Annotated in this window: 23 protein-coding genes and 1 pseudogene; 14 read left to right on the top strand and 10 right to left on the bottom strand. The window is 51.4% G+C overall.

Going from position 1 to position 17,651, the window contains the following annotated elements; translation table 11 throughout:
- Positions 1-253: 253 nt before the first annotated feature.
- The 12 genes and pseudogenes from ACZM60_RS07850 to ACZM60_RS07795 all read left to right on the top strand — a co-directional run bounded on the left by ACZM60_RS07850 (position 254) and on the right by ACZM60_RS07795 (position 8,519).
- Positions 254-634 (top strand): DUF3876 domain-containing protein, encoded by a 381-nt coding sequence (locus ACZM60_RS07850; RefSeq protein WP_005944150.1) that lies wholly within the window; start codon positions 254-256, stop codon positions 632-634.
- A 23-nt stretch (positions 635-657) separates the two neighbouring features.
- Positions 658-1,287: a DUF4141 domain-containing protein gene (locus ACZM60_RS07845; protein ID WP_005850484.1), complete on the top strand. Its 630-nt coding sequence runs from the start codon at positions 658-660 to the stop codon at positions 1,285-1,287.
- Between the two features lie 3 nt (positions 1,288-1,290).
- Entirely contained in the window at positions 1,291-2,295 is a 1,005-nt protein-coding gene (traJ, locus tag ACZM60_RS07840) for a conjugative transposon protein TraJ (protein WP_489521214.1), read from the top strand.
- A gap of 32 nt (positions 2,296-2,327) precedes the next feature.
- Entirely contained in the window at positions 2,328-2,951 is a 624-nt protein-coding gene (gene traK / locus ACZM60_RS07835; RefSeq protein ID WP_098032204.1) for a conjugative transposon protein TraK, read from the top strand.
- Positions 2,952-2,957: 6 nt separating this feature from the next.
- Positions 2,958-3,236 (top strand): TraL conjugative transposon family protein, encoded by a 279-nt coding sequence (locus ACZM60_RS07830; RefSeq protein ID WP_098032203.1) that lies wholly within the window; start codon positions 2,958-2,960, stop codon positions 3,234-3,236.
- Positions 3,217-4,569, top strand: a complete 1,353-nt coding sequence (gene traM / locus ACZM60_RS07825; RefSeq protein WP_098032202.1) for a conjugative transposon protein TraM — start codon at positions 3,217-3,219, stop codon at positions 4,567-4,569. The genes ACZM60_RS07830 and traM overlap by 20 nt, the downstream gene beginning before the upstream one ends.
- 46 nt (positions 4,570-4,615) lie before the next feature.
- Positions 4,616-5,605: a conjugative transposon protein TraN gene (traN, locus tag ACZM60_RS07820; RefSeq protein ID WP_098032201.1), complete on the top strand. Its 990-nt coding sequence runs from the start codon at positions 4,616-4,618 to the stop codon at positions 5,603-5,605.
- A 2-nt stretch (positions 5,606-5,607) separates the two neighbouring features.
- Positions 5,608-6,183 (top strand): conjugal transfer protein TraO, encoded by a 576-nt coding sequence (locus tag ACZM60_RS07815; RefSeq protein ID WP_098032200.1) that lies wholly within the window; start codon positions 5,608-5,610, stop codon positions 6,181-6,183.
- A gap of 58 nt (positions 6,184-6,241) precedes the next feature.
- Positions 6,242-6,607 (top strand): hypothetical protein, encoded by a 366-nt coding sequence (locus tag ACZM60_RS07810; RefSeq protein ID WP_489521213.1) that lies wholly within the window; start codon positions 6,242-6,244, stop codon positions 6,605-6,607.
- Positions 6,604-7,508, top strand: a pseudogene (locus ACZM60_RS07805) (toprim domain-containing protein). Before ACZM60_RS07810 ends, ACZM60_RS07805 begins: the two are co-directional and overlap by 4 nt.
- Positions 7,492-7,995: a DUF3872 domain-containing protein gene (locus ACZM60_RS07800; RefSeq protein WP_103877885.1), complete on the top strand. Its 504-nt coding sequence runs from the start codon at positions 7,492-7,494 to the stop codon at positions 7,993-7,995. Before ACZM60_RS07805 ends, ACZM60_RS07800 begins: the two are co-directional and overlap by 17 nt.
- Positions 7,992-8,519: a glycoside hydrolase family protein gene (locus ACZM60_RS07795; RefSeq protein ID WP_103877884.1), complete on the top strand. Its 528-nt coding sequence runs from the start codon at positions 7,992-7,994 to the stop codon at positions 8,517-8,519. The genes ACZM60_RS07800 and ACZM60_RS07795 overlap by 4 nt, the downstream gene beginning before the upstream one ends.
- A gap of 440 nt (positions 8,520-8,959) precedes the next feature.
- On the opposite strand, the gene ACZM60_RS07790 is transcribed toward ACZM60_RS07795, so the two are convergent.
- The 9 genes from ACZM60_RS07790 to ACZM60_RS07750 form a co-directional block, all read right to left on the bottom strand.
- Positions 8,960-9,268 carry a hypothetical protein gene (locus tag ACZM60_RS07790; RefSeq protein WP_103877883.1) on the bottom strand — a complete coding sequence of 103 codons (309 nt, stop codon included), beginning with the start codon at positions 9,266-9,268 and terminating at the stop codon, positions 8,960-8,962.
- A gap of 53 nt (positions 9,269-9,321) precedes the next feature.
- Positions 9,322-9,567, bottom strand: coding sequence for a DUF6956 domain-containing protein (locus tag ACZM60_RS07785; protein ID WP_103877882.1), 246 nt, complete (start codon positions 9,565-9,567; stop codon positions 9,322-9,324).
- Positions 9,564-9,794 carry a DUF3873 domain-containing protein gene (locus ACZM60_RS07780; protein WP_103877881.1) on the bottom strand — a complete coding sequence of 77 codons (231 nt, stop codon included), beginning with the start codon at positions 9,792-9,794 and terminating at the stop codon, positions 9,564-9,566. The genes ACZM60_RS07785 and ACZM60_RS07780 overlap by 4 nt, the downstream gene beginning before the upstream one ends.
- 20 nt (positions 9,795-9,814) lie before the next feature.
- On the bottom strand, positions 9,815-10,072 hold the full coding sequence (locus ACZM60_RS07775; RefSeq protein ID WP_103877880.1) for a DUF8466 domain-containing protein: 258 nt from the start codon (positions 10,070-10,072) through the stop codon (positions 9,815-9,817).
- 24 nt (positions 10,073-10,096) lie between these two features.
- Positions 10,097-11,428 carry a PcfJ domain-containing protein gene (locus ACZM60_RS07770; RefSeq protein ID WP_103877879.1) on the bottom strand — a complete coding sequence of 444 codons (1,332 nt, stop codon included), beginning with the start codon at positions 11,426-11,428 and terminating at the stop codon, positions 10,097-10,099.
- Complete coding sequence (locus ACZM60_RS07765; RefSeq protein ID WP_103877878.1) at positions 11,425-11,841, bottom strand: PcfK-like family protein; 417 nt, start codon at positions 11,839-11,841, stop codon at positions 11,425-11,427. Before ACZM60_RS07765 ends, ACZM60_RS07770 begins: the two co-directional genes overlap by 4 nt.
- A gap of 13 nt (positions 11,842-11,854) precedes the next feature.
- Positions 11,855-12,076: a hypothetical protein gene (locus tag ACZM60_RS07760; protein WP_098032322.1), complete on the bottom strand. Its 222-nt coding sequence runs from the start codon at positions 12,074-12,076 to the stop codon at positions 11,855-11,857.
- A gap of 11 nt (positions 12,077-12,087) precedes the next feature.
- On the bottom strand, positions 12,088-12,303 hold the full coding sequence (locus ACZM60_RS07755; protein ID WP_289732501.1) for a hypothetical protein: 216 nt from the start codon (positions 12,301-12,303) through the stop codon (positions 12,088-12,090).
- 160 nt (positions 12,304-12,463) lie between these two features.
- Positions 12,464-12,874, bottom strand: a complete 411-nt coding sequence (locus ACZM60_RS07750; protein WP_489521215.1) for a hypothetical protein — start codon at positions 12,872-12,874, stop codon at positions 12,464-12,466.
- A gap of 537 nt (positions 12,875-13,411) precedes the next feature.
- Between ACZM60_RS07750 and ACZM60_RS07745 the strand changes: the two genes are divergently transcribed.
- Both ACZM60_RS07745 and ACZM60_RS07740 read left to right on the top strand, forming a co-directional pair.
- Positions 13,412-14,677 carry a putative DNA modification/repair radical SAM protein gene (locus tag ACZM60_RS07745; RefSeq protein ID WP_489521212.1) on the top strand — a complete coding sequence of 422 codons (1,266 nt, stop codon included), beginning with the start codon at positions 13,412-13,414 and terminating at the stop codon, positions 14,675-14,677.
- 59 nt (positions 14,678-14,736) lie between these two features.
- Positions 14,737-15,993 carry an Nramp family divalent metal transporter gene (locus ACZM60_RS07740; protein ID WP_489521211.1) on the top strand — a complete coding sequence of 419 codons (1,257 nt, stop codon included), beginning with the start codon at positions 14,737-14,739 and terminating at the stop codon, positions 15,991-15,993.
- Between the two features lie 229 nt (positions 15,994-16,222).
- On the opposite strand, the gene ACZM60_RS07735 is transcribed toward ACZM60_RS07740, so the two are convergent.
- The gene (locus tag ACZM60_RS07735; protein WP_489521210.1) at positions 16,223-17,581 is read right to left on the bottom strand and encodes an MATE family efflux transporter; all 1,359 of its coding nucleotides are present in this window, start codon (positions 17,579-17,581) and stop codon (positions 16,223-16,225) included.
- Between the last annotated feature and the right edge of the window lie 70 nt (positions 17,582-17,651).

The following is a 17,651-nucleotide window of genomic DNA, read 5'->3' as shown; positions in this document are numbered from 1 at the left end:
AGTGGAGAGCCGGATACAGGGAGACTTGTAAGTCCGGTTCGGAGGCGAGTACTCGGAAACCTACCATAGAAATATGACAAGGCGCTGGGTGCTTAGCCTACGCGTACACCACCGAGGAAACGGAAAAGGTGGAGGTGTACCGTCTGGCGGAGCAATTGGGCGGCGACATCGAAGCCGCCATCCGGCAGCTTGCCGAAAGGCGGAGAAACAAGAACAATCAATAAACCAATCATCAACAAAAAAAGAAAAGCGTATGAGCATATCAAAAATTAAAATGCTGCAAGTCAGCAAGTGTTTAATCGGACTGGCGGTCATGGTGCTGCAATCCTGCGACGTGGCGGAGAACCGCCGCGACTTGCTGTGCGGGAAATGGGAAAGCGTGGAGGGCAAGCCCGACGTGCTTATCTACAAGGAGGGCGAAGCCTACAAGGTGACGGTATTCAAACGGAGCGGCATCCGCCGCAGGCTGAAACCGGAAACCTATCTCTTGCAGGAGGAGAACGGCAACCTGTTCATGAACACCGGCTTCCGCATCGACGTGGCGTATAACGAAGCCACCGACGTGCTGACCTTCTCACCCAACGGGGACTACGTGCGTGTGAAGCCGCAGCCGGAAACTCCGGCAGAAAAATAAGAACCGCTAAAATCCAAAGAAACATGAGAACAAGAATAACATTCGTCATCTGCCTGTGCCTGCTTTTCGCGGGCAGGGCTTCCGCCCAATGGGTCGTGAGCGATCCGGGCAATCTGGCGCAAGGCATCATCAACGCCTCGAAGAACATCATCCACACCTCGAAGACCGCCACGAACATGGTGAACAACTTTCAGGAAACGGTGAAAATATACGAGCAGGGCAAGAAGTATTACGACGCCCTCAAATCGGTGAACAATCTGGTCAAGGACGCCCGCAAGGTGCAGCAGACCATCCTGATGGTGGGCGACATCACGGACATCTACGTGACCAGCTTCCAGAAGATGCTGCGCGACGACAACTTCACGGTGGAGGAACTCGGAGCCATCGCCTTCGGGTACACGAAGCTGCTGGAGGAATCCAACGACGTGCTGACGGAGCTGAAGAACGTGGTGAACATCACCACGCTCTCCATGACGGACAAGGAGCGCATGGACGTGGTGGAACGCTGCCACTCCAAGATGAAGCGTTACCGCAACCTCGTGAGCTACTACACCAACAAGAACATCAGCGTGAGCTACCTGCGTGCGAAGAAGAAAAACGACCTCGACCGCATCATGGGGCTGTACGGGAGCATGAACGAAAGATACTGGTAGCCTATGGAGTTCGACAACCTTCACCAGATTCTCCGCTCGCTCTACGAGCAGATGATGCCGCTGTGCGCTGACATGGCGGGCGTGGCGAAAGGCATCGCCGGGCTGGGCGCGCTCTTCTATGTCGCCTACCGGGTATGGCAGTCGTTGGCGAGAGCCGAACCGATAGACGTCTTCCCGATGCTCCGCCCATTTGCCATCGGTCTGTGCATCATGTTCTTCCCTACGGTGGTGCTTGGCACGATAAACAGCGTCCTCTCGCCCGTCGTGCAGGGCACGGCGAAACTGCTCGAAACGCAGACGCTGGACATGAACAAGTACCGGGAGCAGAAGGACAGGCTGGAATACGAGGCGATGGTGCGCAATCCCGAAACCGCCTACCTCGTGTCCAACGAGGAGTTTGACAAGCAACTGGAGGAATTGGGCTGGTCGCCCTCCGACATGGTGACGATGGCGGGGATGTATATCGACCGGGGGATGTACAAGATGAAGAAGGGCATCCGCGACTTCTTCCGCGAGATACTGGAACTGATGTTCCAAGCCGCCGCCCTCGTGATAGACACCATCCGCACATTCTTCCTCGTGGTGCTGGCGATACTCGGTCCGATAGCCTTCGCCATATCGGTGTGGGACGGCTTCCAAAGCACGCTCACGCAGTGGATATGCCGCTACATACAGGTCTATCTGTGGCTTCCGGTATCGGATATGTTCAGCACCATACTGGCTAAGATACAGGTGCTGATGCTGCAAAGCGACATTGAGTGGATGCAGGCTGACCCGAACTTCTCGCTGGATTCGAGCGACGGGGTGTATATCGTGTTCCTCTGCATCGGCATCATCGGCTACTTCACCATCCCCACCGTGGCGGGCTGGATCATCCAAGCCGGAGGCATGGGCAGCTACAACCGCACCATGAACCAGATGGCGGGACGCGCCGGGGGCATGGCGGGCGGAGTCGCCGGGGCAACGGCAGGAAACGCGGTCGGTCGCATCGGCAAGCTGCTGAAATAACCAATGTGTAATCATAAAACGGAAAAAGTAAAATGGAATTCAAATCACTCAGAAACATCGAATCGTCGTTCAGGCAGATACGCCTGTTTGGTATCGTCTTCCTCTCGTTGTGCGCCGTGGTGACGGTGTGGAGCGTATGGAGTTCCTACCGCTTCGCCGAGAAGCAACGGGAGAAGATCTATGTGCTGGACAACGGCAAGTCGCTGATGCTCGCGCTGTCGCAGGACCTGTCGCAGAACCGTCCGGCGGAGGCACGGGAGCATATACGCCGCTTCCACGAGCTGTTCTTCACGCTCTCGCCCGAAAAGAGCGCGATTGAACACAACGTGAAGCGTGCGTTGCTGCTGGCGGACAAGAGCGTGTACCACTATTATTCGGACTTCGCCGAGAAGGGGTACTACAACCGCGTCATCGCCGGGAACATCAACCAAGTGCTGAAGGTGGACAGCGTGGTGTGCGACTTCAACGCCTATCCCTACCGCGCCGTGACCTACGCCACGCAGAAAATCATCCGGCAGAGCAACGTCACCGAGCGCAGCCTCGTGACCACCTGTCGCCTGCTGAACGCCTCACGGTCGGACGACAACCCCAACGGCTTCACCATCGAGGGGTTCACCATCATCGAGAACAAAGATTTACAGACAATCAAAAGGTAACGGATTATGAAACGGAAACTTCAAGACAAGAGAAAACAAATCGTGGCAAAAGTCAAAGGCTATCTTGACGGTTTGCCGCCGGAAACACGCCGCCGCATCGTGCTGGGGATGCTTGCCGCCTTCGCGGTGCTTGCCCTCTACACCTTCGGCAGAGCCGTCTATGACATCGGCAGAAACGACGGCTCACGCATGGAAACGGGACACGCCGGACAGGTGGAACTGCCGACCCCGGCAGAAACAGACAATCACTTAATACCTTATTTATATGGAACAGAAGAAGAATGAACCGACGAAAGAGAACAAAGCCGCTCCCGATGCTGGAAAACCGAAAAAGGAGCGCGAACCGCTGACCGAGGCGCAACGGCTGAAACGGCAGAAGATGATAGTCCTGCCTGCTATGGTGCTGGTGTTCATCGGGGCGATGTGGCTGATATTCGCCCCGTCCACCGGTAAGGAACAGAAACCGGGAACGGACGGCTACAACACCGAGATGCCCGATGCTGACAAGGAGAACAGGCTGATTATCGGCGACAAGCTGAAAGCCTACGAGCATGGGGAGATGGAAGAGCGGTTGGAGAGCCGCAACCGTGCCATCGGGCAGTTGGGCGATATGTTCGACCGTGAGGTGGCGCAGATGGAGGACGGAAAGGACTTCGACCTCGCCAATCCGGGCGGCAAGGAGGAAACGGCACAGCCAGCCACGCCGCAGACCATCCGATCCTCCGCTGCCGCCTACCGTGACCTGAACGCCACACTCGGCAACTTCTATGAACAGCCGAAGGAGGACAACTTCGAGATGGAAGAACTGTTGGAGCGCATCACCTCGCTGGAATCGGAACTTGAGAGCGAGAAAGGCAAGGCAAATGCCGTGGACGACCAAGTGGCACTTATGGAAAAGTCCTACGAACTGGCTGCAAAGTATATGGGCGGTCAGAACGGCAGACAACCATCAGCGGAACAGTCGGCAGAGCCTGCCACCGTACAGAAAGGAAAGAAGAACACGGCAATGCCTATCAAAAAGGTGGAGCATCAAGTGGTTTCCTCACTATCACAGCCCATGAGCAACGCGGAGTTTGTCGCCACCTTCTCGCAGGAGCGCAACCGGAATTTCAACACGGCTGTCGGCACGGCGGAGGTATCGGACAGGAACACCATCCCGGCGTGTGTGCATGGAGCGCAGAGCGTGACGGACGGGCAGACGGTAAGGCTCCGCCTGCTGGAACCGATGGCGGTGGCGGGCAGGACAATCCCCCGCAATGCGGTGGTGGTCGGCACGGGAAAGATACAGGGAGAGCGGCTCGACATCGGGATCACCTCGCTGGAATACGACGGCACGATTATCCCCGTGGAACTTGCGGTCTATGACACAGACGGACAGTCCGGCATCTTCATCCCGAACTCGATGGAGATGAACGCCGTCAGGGAGGTCGCCGCCAACATGGGCGGCTCGTTAGGGAGCAGCATCAACATCTCCACCAACGCCGGGGCGCAACTCGCCTCCGACTTGGGCAAGGGGCTGATACAAGGCACGAGCCAGTATATCGCCAAGAAGATGCGAACCGTCAAGGTGCATCTGAAAGCCGGATACAGGGTCATGCTCTATCAGGAAAAGGACTGAAAACAACAATCAATCAAAAAATATTTACCACTAAAATCCAAAAGTAATGAGAAAAGTAATCATCATGTTTGCCCTCGCTATGGGCATCGCATCTGCCAACGCGCAGGAGAATGTAACCGTTGAACAGAACAACGGAAGTAATGAACAGCCGACCTTGACAAAAGAGGTCTATCCGCAGAAGGAGGCGGACGGCGACCTGTATCACGGTCTGTCGCGCAAGCTGACCTTCGACCGCATGATACCGCCGCACGGTCTGGAAGTGACCTACGACAAGACCGTCCACGTCATTTTTCCGGCGGAGGTGCGCTACGTCGATTTAGGCTCGCCCGACCTGATTGCCGGAAAAGCCGATGGAGCCGAGAACATCATTCGCGTGAAGGCTACCGTGCGGAATTTCCCCAACGAAACCAATATGTCCGTAATCACCGAGGACGGAAGTTTCTACACCTTCAACGTGAAGTATGCCGCCGAACCGCTGTTGCTCAACGTGGAGATGTGCGACTTCATCCATGACGGCAGCACGGTGAACCGTCCGAACAACGCGCAGGAAATCTATCTGAAAGAATTAGGCAGCGAAAGCCCGATGCTGGTACGCCTTATCATGAAGTCCATCCACAAGCAGAACAAGCGCGAGGTGAAGCATATCGGCTGCAAGCGTTTCGGCATCCAGTACCTTTTGAAAGGCATCTACACGCACAACGACTTGCTCTACTTCCACACGGAGATAAAGAACCAGAGTAACGTGCCTTTCGATGTGGACTACATCACTTGGAAAATCGTGGACAAGAAGGTGGCGAAGCGTATCGCCGTGCAGGAGCAGATCATCCTGCCGCTCCGTGCGCAGAACTACGCCACACTCGTGCCGGGCAAGAAGAGTGAGCGCACGGTCTTCACGATGGCGAAGTTCACCATCCCCGACGACAAGTGCCTCGTGGTGGAGTTGAACGAGAAGAACGGCGGCCGTCACCAATCCTTCGTGATTGAGAACGAGGATTTGGTACGCGCCAATACCATCAACGAACTTCAAGTGCGCTGACCATGAGAAAGTACATCGCAACAATCATCGCGTCGCTTGCCCTTTTCACGGGGCAGGCGCACGCCCAGCGATGCCTGCCGAAGATGCAGGGCATCGAGGTAAGGGCGAACATGGCGGACGGCTTCAATCCCGGTGGCAAGAACGGCGGGTACAGCTTCGGGGCGGCACTCTCCACCTACACAAAGAAAGGGAACAAGTGGGTGTTCGGTGGCGAATACCTACTGAAGAACAACCCCTACAAGGACACCAAGATACCCGTGGCGCAGTTCACGGCGGAGGGCGGCTATTACTTCAAGATACTGTCGGATGCCCGAAAAATCGTGTTTGTCTATGCCGGGGCTTCGGCTCTCGCCGGATATGAATCGGTGAATTGGGGTAAAAAAGTGCTGCATGACGGCTCCACGCTGCACGACCGGGACGCCTTCATCTACGGCGGTGCGCTGACGCTCGATGTGGAGTGCTATGTGGCAGACCGTATATCCTTGCTTGCCAACCTGCGTGAGCGTTGCCTGTGGGGTGGCGACACGAGGAAGTTCCACACGCAGTTAGGGTTCGGTGTAAAATTCATAATCGGATGAGCCTATGGGACTGACTGTGATTGACCTTGACATCAAAAATCTTTCCCTTGAAGATTTTATGAGGGCTATGGGCTATGAGCCTGTCGATAGAAACGCCAACCTGCTGATATACGAGTCGCCGTATTCGACAAAAGGCAATATCATCGTGGATACCGGCATAAACTGCTGGTATGACAAGGAGAAACCCGATAAGACCTATGGAGGGATTTACGACCTCGCCCATGAAATTACCGGAAGTGCCAACCGCTCGGAACTCAACCTGTTCATCGCATCCGAAATGAAAAAGGTGCGTGAGGTGAAGATGTACGGCGTCACTGCAAACGGCAAGGAGGCTGACGGAAACATTGTCGTGGCTTCACCCGTAAGGAACGCCAACCAGCCGAAGCCGGAACCACCCAAAAGGAAACGGGGGATGCGCCTATGAACATTGACGAACTCCGAAAAATCCCGCTGGCGGACTTCCTTGCACGGTTGGGGCATGAGCCAGTCAGAAGGAGCGGAAACGAGTTGTGGTATCTCGCCCCGTACAGGGGCGAGCGCACACCCTCTTTCCGTGTGAACGTGGCGAAACAGCTCTGGTACGACTTCGGGCTTGGCAAGGGCGGCGACATATTCACGCTTGCCTGTGAGTTTCTGCAAAGCGATGACTTTATGGCGCAGGCGAGGTTCATAGCGGAAGCCGCCAATATGACGGTTGCCGGATGGGAAAAGCCCACCTATCTCCCTAAGCCGGCCGAACCCGTCTTTGAGGATGTGGAGGTCGCCCCGTTGCTCAGCTCTCCGCTGACGGAGTATCTTGCGGAACGGTGCATCCCTTACGCCACCGCATCCCGCCACTGCTGCCGCCTAAATTACGGTGTGCGTGGGAAACGGTATTTTGCCATCGGTTTCCCGAACATGGCAGGGGGCTATGAAGCCCGAAGCCGCTTTTTCAAAGGGTGCATCCCGCCAAAAGATGTGTCTTTGGTAAAGGCGAGGGAAATCCCGGCTGGCGAGTGCCTCGTGTTCGAGGGCTTCATGGACTTCCTTTCGGCTGAAACGCTCCAAGTAACCGGTAACGCGGACTGCCTTGTGCTGAACTCCGTCGCCAACGTGAAGAAGGCGGTGGAACTGCTGGACGGCTACGGGCGTATCGGCTGCTTCCTCGACCGTGACGAAGCTGGACAGCGGACGCTTGCCACACTAACCGGACAATACGGGGAACGTGTCACCGACCGTTCCGTCCTCTATGACGGTTGCAAGGACTTGAACGAGTATCTGCAACAGACAACAAAAAAAGAAAAAACAACCATCTAAAAATCGAAGAATATGAATATACTGAATAACAGAAACAAGAGAACATCAATCTTCAAGGCGGTGGCGTTGTGCCTGATAGCCGCCGTGTCATTCACTCTCGTGTCGTGCGACGACGACATGGACATCCAACAGTCTTATCCCTTTACGGTGGAGGTGATGCCCGTGCCTAACAAGGTGACGAAGGGGCAGACGGTGGAAATCCGCTGTGAACTGAAAAAGGAGGGCGACTTCGCCAATACGCTCTACACCATCCGCTATTTTCAGTTCGAGGGGGAAGGCAAACTGAAAATGGACAACGGTATCACTTTCCTGCCCAACGACCGCTACCTGCTGGAGAACGGGAAGTTCCGCCTGTACTACACGGCGGCAGGCGAAGAGGCGCACAACTTCATCGTGGTGGTGGAGGACAACTTCGGCAACTCCTTCGAGCTGGAGTTTGACTTCAACAACCGGAACATCAAGGATGACGGCTTCACCATCGTTCCCATCGGAAACTTCAAACCACTGCCGAAATGATGCGTGTGTGGTTGATGATACTCTGTTCGCTTCTGGCGGTCTGTTCTGCGTCCGCGCAGATCAGCCGCCAAGAGGGAACGGACGGGCAGGCGGCAATCTGCCGACTGCCGCTTTTCGAGAGGGCTGTGCGCTGCACGAAGTATTTTGAGGGCTGGCACTCGGAGAAACACCACCCGTATGTAGGATACGGACACCGCTTGCTGCCGGGCGAAAGGTATTCGGCACGAACCATGACGAAACGGCAGGCTGACGCGCTCCTGCGGAAAGACATGCGGAAGTTCTGCGCGATGTTCAGGCAGTTCGGAAAGGACAGCCTTCTGCTCGCCACGCTTGCCTACAATGTCGGACCATATAGGCTTTTAGGCAGCAAGACAATTCCCAAAAGTACCCTAATCAAGAAGTTGGAGGCTGGCGACAGGAACATCTACCGTGAGTATATAGCCTTCTGCAACTACAAAGGGAAACGCCACGCCATGCTGCTCAAACGGAGAAAGGCGGAGTTTGAGCTACTGTATATCAAGTAAAAAATAAGAAAGAGGATAAATCTATACTTAATAGAATATCCTCTTTCTTCTAATTTGTGGACGGAGAGGGAGTCGAACCCTCATGGCGAAACTATTGAGTTCAGAGTATGTCTTCACTGTACATTCATTCCTTGCAGCGCAAACCGCCCAGTACGCCAAATGCCCACCATACAAAAAAGTTACCTAATGTAATCATATTCTTCAGAGATTTAATGAAATTAAACGTGCTAATACATCCAACCGCAAACTGGTAAAAAGAGGGCGGCAGACACCCGAAGAAATGAACAGATATTAAACATACTCCTACGTTCAATCTTAATTGAATACAAAAGTACACAAAAATTCGCTCATTAGCGAAAAAACAAAGGTTTCTTTGCTACTTTCTTTGTCCGCCATCCTGCTCACTGAAAGAAAGTAGGGCGGCTTTCGCCGCCCACCACTCAAAAGCGTGTGTAAAGTCCTGTCACCATCGTGAACATTTCCTCCAGCATATCAAAATAGATACCCTCGTGTACGGCAATGTCCTTTTCCTTGCAGTCAAATGTCTTCTTGCTGAACGTCCTGCGATAGAAACGCATATTGTAGAGGTCTGCCCCTCCGTCATAGATGATGTCAAGGCGGTTTGCGCTTGTCTTGTTCCTCGCAAGGCTCATCCGTAAGCCGTTGCCCATATCTATAAAATTACGGCTTCCTGTCATAGTGGCGAAGCGTTTTCCGCCTATCTGCTGTAATATAGTCTTTGCTATCATATCCGTTGTTCTTAGGGTTTTAAGTGTTGGCGGTGCGTACACCGCCAACCCGTTCAAAATTCTATCATCTCGGCAATGGGTGTCTGCCGTTTTAGCCACTCCTTCACGCACTCCATATTATACTCGCTCGTGATGACTGCCGTATGGCTGTCGGTAGCGGTGAAGCGTGTGCTTTCGTAATCATCTATCCACCCTTTGAGGGTGTCAGTTCCCCACATTTGGGCATCGTCAAATATGCCGTCCAATGCCGTAATCGGCTCTTTGAACTTGACAATCAGCGTTTGATAGGTTGCGTTCATCGTCTGTCCTCCTTTCCTGCTTTTTCGTTCAGCCACTTGTCCCTTGCTTCCCGACACTCGTCCAATGTGGATTTTACACAAGCGAACAATTCTCCGTCCGTGTGGCGGTAGTCGTATTGCACAAGTGTCCGCCTGCGTCTGCCGATACCCGATTGGAAACGCTCGTATTTCTCCGTACCTACTTCCGTACAGGTACTTACTCCATTGATGGTCATTCGTGTTGCCATAATCATCGCTCTTTTAGATGTTAAAAATGTACTGATAAAAGTCTGTTCTTCATCACCATTTCGGGATTGCTCGTGTAGCGTTGGTGCAGGTAGAAATGGTGTGAACCGAAGCCGTAATGGAAAAACTTGTCAAGTTCGTGTTTCTCGGCAAACTCCTTTACGCCTTTTCTCAATCCCTCCTCACTCGTTGCAAGAGTGAGGAGGTTTACAAATTCAAGGAACATCGTGGGGATTGCATCGTCCCACACACAAATCATACTTTCAATTCTTACTTCCATATCAATATCGTTTTAGGGTTTATGCTATGCCACTTTCATCCGCTCACGGATAAGGTTGGCGTTGCGGTTCACAAGGTCTATGATGCGCTCGTGGTATTCGGTGTCTTGGTTGTGCTTGCCGTGACACTGCACCACTTCGAGGGTTCGCAAGTCCACCTCAACGGTTTCAATAATCTCATCGCCAATCCTTGCCGAGAGTATGAGGGTGTCGGGTTTCTTGTAGTATTCACTGCCGAACACGCAGATGTGCTGCGCCTTGCCCTCGTTGTAATATTCGTCTATGCTTTCAAGCACCTTGACGATTAGTTCCTCGTCCGTGATTACCAAGCCGAAGAATTTGGATTTAAGGTTGATGAAATCTTCCTCGTTCTTCTTCTCTTGGAGCAACCGCTTTTGCTCACGCTCACGCCTTTCAATCTCCCAACGGCGGTGTTGCTCGGCTCGTTCCTTCTCGTGTATGGCATCAATCTTTCGGCTTGCCTTGTCGTGCGCCACTATGAAATCTTCGGGGCAGATGTTCTTGGGGTTACGGAGGTCTTGACCGAGTTTTTTGAGCATATACAGATAGTCGCACCACATTGGGAAGTTGTATATCTGGTATTTGTGACGCTTGGCAATCAGATATGACGCCCAACATTCATCGGCATTGCGGACATTGAAAAGAAAATGCTTCATTACCTCAATCTCACCGCCTTTCATAAGGGTTTCAATTCTTGGATTGGTAAGGAGAGCCGTGAAAAGACGCACGGGGGAAATGCCGTGGAAATCGCCCTTGAAGCCGTTGCGTTTGAGTTGTGGCAATATCCTCATCTTGGGATATGGATAGCTCCTTGCCACCACATCATCGTATAGGCTGTTGTGCGGTCTTACCTCCATATCGCTGCCCAATGCCCACACATCGCAATAGCTGAAAAGGAAGCCTCGGAGCAACGCCATATCCGTAACCTTGCCGTTGGGTGCAATCCAACGCTGCACAACCTCGTGGCAATAGAAGTGCATCGGTTCGCCTTTCCTGCTTTCGCATCTGACCTGCGCCACACGGATAACCTGATAGCCTTTGCAGGTGGTTATCACGCTGAAATACTGCGTTTCCTTGTAGGTGCGCTTTCGGGTGTCCTGCACTTTGAGTTCGGTATGGCATCTTGGGCAGGTGCAACCTACAAGGGTGTCGCATAGTTCGCTCCTGCTGTGCCACTCGTGACCGCAGTCGGAGCAGGTTATGTTCCCTTTTTTGGTGCGGTAGCCGATATGCTCAACGCAATGGCGGTATGCCCAATCTATTTGTGTCGCGGATATGGGGCGGAGGTTGGCGGAAAGTCTTGCCACCTCTTTCTGTATCTTGGTCTTGGGTTTCATAAGCCTAAATCAAATAATGAGGGTTGTGGTTGGTTTTCTTTTCTCACTGACGGTCTGTTGCGGTTCTGCAATTTGCGGAGTTCCTCCTCTTGGTATCTGCGGACTGCGTTCTGCCGTGCCTCCGCCTTTTCCTCTGCCGTGAGTTCTACAACGTGGTTCACTACCACTTGGCAGTTCATCGGTTTGCCCACCTCTATCTCGTTTTCCTCATAGTAGTGGATGGCTTGCCCGAAAATCTCTCCGTCAGTGAAGCCGTTGCAACCGCTTTTCTGCACATAGTTCAGAATGTGGGTCACGCAATCGTCCATGTTCTTGGCAGGGTTGCGGTACTTCTTCGCAAAGAGCGTATCTTCCTCCGCACGCTGTTCCAAATACATCTTTATCGTTCTCTTGAAATGGTCTGTCCCTTTCATATCGCTGTTGTTTTTAGATTGTCTGTTTCAGTATCTCTCTCCAATAGGTCGGCTCTACCTCGCTGAGAAGGAAATCTATAAAGTCCCTCCGTGCGTCCTTGTTCAGTTCGTGGTATAGTTCACGGAATGTGCTGAAATTGCCGTTGATGTACGTTTCCACCATATACTCGAAGATGTTGTCCACCTCGTAATATCTGCACTGCTGCGCTGCCGTCTTGCTGTTTCTCTTTGCCATATCGGTAAGGGTTAAAGGGTGAATAACCAAAGGATGAAGCCGAAGAAGGCAATGGTGGAAAGGATAGCCACGATTACACCTATCGCCACTCGGAACACTCCGTTTACAATCTCTCTTATGATGCCCCAAAGGATGCCGGACACCCCGAAGGCGGTGCGCATTATCAAACTGCATATAGCAAGCCCGATGTATTGCGCCGTTTGTTTGAAATCTGCCGTTGCTGTCATATCTTCGCTGTTTTTGATTTTTTGTTTTTTATGCGGATTCAAGAGCTGAGGGAGTTGGTTTCTAACTATCTTATCTGCCTCTCGTTTATCCGACATTTTTTTTATGCGTCTTTCTTTCGCGTCGGTCGTTTTCGTTTCGGGTGCTTTTTGAATGTAGGGATTAGGGAATGCAAGGTTTTTCGGCCAAAATACTACCCGAAGGGCTGGAGATTTTTGCCGAAAACAGGAGGCCTGACCTTGCTTTCCCGTCCAATCCCGGAATTACCTTTGCGCCCAGAACGAAAATGACTGCCTGATGCGATTCTACTGAAAGGCGCAAGATGGAGGTAAACGAAAACAGAGGCAGATTGGAATACAAAAACTTCAGGGAAAATCCGTAAAAAAGAAGAACCGACTGAAAGAAAAAGACATCACCGGAAGCGTGAAAAGGGCAAACCATCAACAAGGAAGTATGACAGTTTCCGATCCGACTGTACTTGTCCAGTCGGGTGGAAACAGTCTTTCTTCCCGGTTTGTCCGGCTGTGTGTGGCCGCTTGCTTCATTCATGGGGCAAGCTGACACACTCGGCATCCTTTCCGCTTCCGGCACAAATGGACAGCTAAAAAGAAAATCATCTGAAAACTCGTAAAAGCACCTCTTGGCATAGCCACAAAAGAAAGGGGCATTGCATCATCAGTCTAAACTTCGTTTAGGCGTGAGGCAATGCCCTTTTCTCCGGCTATGCGATAGTCGGCACATATTCGTTAGGACTTGTCCGCTGCGATTATGTAACGACGGATAAAACCGCTTTTACGGAAAACCTTATGAATGAGAGAATAAAAAATCCGGGAGTTTATTTCAAAATCTCGGATTAAATAGCTACTTTTGCATACGAAGAGTTCTTTGAAGGTTACGCAACGCACAGAGGAATAATGCAGTAGATAACTAACTAATTCGTAACCTATTACTATCAAGAGCGACTAACCTACGCTCATTTCCAATAAATTACACTCTTTTCGTAACTTCTGGCTGCAAAGTTACAAAAAAACAATAAAGATTTGCACAGCTCACACAGTATGTCTACTTTTACCATATTTATACAACTGCGAAAATAGGAGTGAAATACAAATGAACGAGCAAGTCTTGCATAAACTCAAGGTGCTGGCGGAGTCGGCAAAATATGATGTGTCGTGCTCTTCCAGCGGAACCGTACGGCGCAATGCCTCTGGCGGGGTAGGAAATACCGTAGGAGGGTGGGGCATCTGCCATAGTTTTGCCGAAGACGGCAGGTGTATTTCGCTGCTCAAGGTCATGCTAACCAACTATTGTATTTATGATTGCGCATATTGTATCAACCGAATCAGCAACGACATACCGCGTGCCACTTTGTCGGTGAGCGAACTGGTGGATCTGACCATGGAGTTTTACCGCCGGAACTATATCGAGGGACTGTTCCTGAGCTCGGGCGTAGTACGGAATCCCGATTACACCATGGAGCGTCTGGTGAGGGTGGCAAAAGACTTGCGTACGGTTCACCGCTTCAACGGCTATATTCACCTGAAGAGCATCCCCGGAGCCAGCAGGGAACTGGTGCGCGAAGCCGGACTGTATGCCGACCGTCTGAGCGTGAATCTCGAAATTCCAACCGAAGCAAACCTCAAGATGCTGGCTCCCGAAAAAGACCATCGCAGCGTGTATCTGCCTATGGGATATATTCGTGAGGGGGCGCTCGAGAGTGCGGAAGAGCGGAAACATCACCGCCACGCGCCACGTTTTGCACCTGCGGGACAGAGTACGCAGATGATTGTCGGGGCAACTTCGGAGAGCGACCGCGACATCCTGAAGGTTTCTTCCGCTCTTTACGCCCAGCCTACCATGAAACGCGTGTATTATTCGGGATATATTTCCGTCAATACCTACGACAAGCGTCTGCCTGCTCTGAAACAACCGCCTCTGGTACGCGAGAACCGTCTGTATCAGGCCGACTGGCTGCTGCGCTTTTATCAGTTCCGGGTAGACGAACTGGTAGATGAGGCCAGTCCTGACCTCGATCTGGAAGTCGATCCCAAGCTGGCGTGGGCATTGAAGCATCCCGAGTTTTTTCCCGTCAACATCTATACGGCGGACTATGAAACCTTACTTCGTGTACCGGGCATCGGGGTACGTTCGGCCAAGATGATTGTCATGTCGCGCCGTTTCTCGCGCATCGGCTTCTACGAACTGAAGAAAATGGGTGCTGTCATGAAGAAGGCTCGATATTTTATCACGTGCAACGAGCTGCCCGACAAGACGATACACGAACTTACTCCGCAGGGAGTACGGAAACTGCTTGTGCCGAAACCCAAGAAACGCACGGACGAACGCCAGCTTACGCTCAATTTTGATTTCGATTAGACTGAACTTTTGGGCGGGGTGGTTTGTAATATCATTATTATACAATAAGAAAATACATTATGTGGAAGAATCTGTTAAGGGAATTAAAGCGGAAAGACCACCAGCGCTATCTGGGTGGTCTGGATATATTCAAGTATATCGGTCCCGGACTGCTGGTTACCGTGGGATTCATCGACCCGGGAAACTGGGCGTCGAACTTTGCGGCGGGTTCCGATTACGGCTATGCACTGTTGTGGGTCGTGACACTTTCCACCGTCATGCTGATTGTGCTTCAGCACAACGTGGCGCATCTGGGTATCGTAACCGGTCTGTGTCTGAGCGAGGCTGCCAACAAATATACACCGAAGTGGATAGCGCGTCCCGTCTTAGGTAGTGCCGTGCTGGCAAGTATCTCTACGTCGCTGGCGGAAATACTGGGAGGAGCCATCGCATTGGAAATGCTGTTCGGCATACCGATTATCGTTGGAGCCATCCTGACGACGGTTTTTGTGCTGATACTGCTTTTCACCAATTCGTACAAACGCATCGAGCGGGGTATCATCGCCTTCGTTTCGGTGATCGGTCTTTCTTTCCTCTACGAACTCTTTCTGGTCGATGTCGACTGGGGACTGGCTGCCCGTTCGTGGGTTACGCCGAGCATTCCGCAGGGAAGCATGCTCATCATCATGAGTGTACTGGGAGCAGTCGTTATGCCGCACAACCTGTTTCTTCATTCGGAAGTGGTGCAGAGTCGGGAATATAATAAGAAGGACGAACAAGCCATCAAGAAACATTTGAAATATGAATTCTACGATACGTTGCTGTCGATGGGCATAGGCTGGGCCATCAACAGTGCCATGATTCTGCTGGCAGCTACCACTTTCTTTGCACACGGCACGCCGGTGGAAGAACTTCAGCAGGCAAAATCGTTGCTCGACCCTCTGTTGGGAAGTCAGGCAGGCACCATTTTTGCCTTGGCGTTACTTATGGCAGGTATCTCGTCGACCGTTACCAGCGGGATGGCTGCAGGTTCTATTTTTGCCGGCATCTTCGGAGAATCCTATCATATCCGCGATATTCACTCGCGAATAGGTGTTCTGTTGTCGCTGGGACTGGCACTGGTGATTATCCTGTTCATCGACAATCCGTTTCAGGGACTGATTATTTCGCAGATGGTGCTGAGTATCCAGTTGCCTTTCACCGTCTTTTTGCAACTGTCGCTCACCTCGTCACGGCGCGTCATGGGGCAGTATGCCAACTCTCGGTGGAGCACGTTTGTGCTTTACACCATTGCCATCGTTGTTTCTGTACTCAATATCATGCTGCTTTTCAGCTGACGTTTGCATAAGCATCCGGCGGGGAGAAAAAATACTCTCCGCAAGTCCGGCAGAAAATTTGTACAAATTTTCTGAGAATTTGTACAAATTTTTTAGAAACGTCGGGACGTTTTCCGGAGAAGTTCTCGGCGTTTGTAAAAATGTAATATGAGCATAAAAGCCGTTTCTGTAAATCAAAAGGGAGATACAGAAACGGCTTTTCGTTTGTTATGGGGCAATAGAAAATAAATTATTCTTGAGGTTGATGGACCGTTTTCAGCTTACGGAAATGATAAATCAACATGACGGCAGCCATGATGAAAGCCAGTGTGTCCGAAAGCGGCATGCTGAACCATACCCCTTTTACTCCGAAATGCGGTGGAAGCAAAGCCAGTCCGGGCAACAGGAAGACCAACTGGCGGGAAAGAGAAAGCAGTATCGATATGCTGACCTTACCGATGGACTGGAAGAACTGTGTAATGACGATTTGTGCTCCGATCATAGGAAATGCCAGCACACCGATGCGTAGAGCCAAGGTAGCCTGTTCCGTCAGCTCATGGTTGGTGGTAAACATACCTACAAATACGCTTGGGAACAATTCGCTGACCAGAAATCCGGCGGTCGTAACACTACATCCTGCGATAATACCCAGTCGCAGTGTCCGTTTTACGCGGTCGTAGTGCTGTGCTCCATAGTTATATCCGGAAATCGGCTGCATTCCCATGGTAATTCCCATCACGATCATCACGAACAACATTTGTATCCGGTTAAGAATGCCGAATGCTCCGATAGAAAGGTCGCCGCCGTAAGTCAGCAAGCGGTTGTTGATGAAAATCACGATACAGCAGGCACATACGTTCATTACGAAGGGTGACATGCCCACACCGAAGATATTCAGAATAATGTGCTTCCTGAGTTTAAAGCTGGAACGCTTGAAGCGTATATAACTTTTCTTGTTGTAGAAATGATATAATACCCAGATCATACCTACAAACTGCGACAAAATGGTAGAAAGGGCAGCTCCCCTGATTCCCCATTCCAGAACGAATATACAGATAGGAGCAAGAATTACGTTGCATCCTACCGTCAGCATCGACGAAAGCATAGCCTTTTTGGGATAACCCGTAGCACGCATGATGTTGTTCAACCCGATCATGACATACGAAATGGGGCTTCCCAGCAGGATAATCTGCATGAAGTCGCGTGCATAAGGCAAGGTGCTTTCGCTGGCTCCGAAGAAATAAAGTATTTCGTCCAGGAAAATCAGTGTGATGCCTCCGTAAAATATAGCATTGATGATGCAGAGAATGGTGACGTTTCCCAAAATATTCTCGGCACCTCTTATATCTTTTTGTCCCAGACGGATGGAAGAAATGGTTGCTCCACCTACGCCTACCAGGGTACAGAACGCAACAAGCAGGTTCATCAGCGGAAAAGTAATGGCAAGACCGGAAATGGCAAGTGCCCCTACACCGTGTCCGATAAAGATACTGTCGATAATGTTGTACAAGGAAGTCAGTGTCATGCCGATAATGGCAGGGATGGAGTACTGTAAAAGCAATTTGCCTATGGGAGCATTTCCTAAGACATGGGGATTGTTCTTTTCCATTTTGGGCTTCGATTAATTTTGTTTGTTCAAAGTTAGGAATATGACGTGATATTTCGGAAATTTGCACCGT

The sequence above is a fragment of the Phocaeicola sp. genome (assembly GCF_057861905.1).
This window is presented reverse-complemented; position numbering and strand designations above follow the sequence as displayed.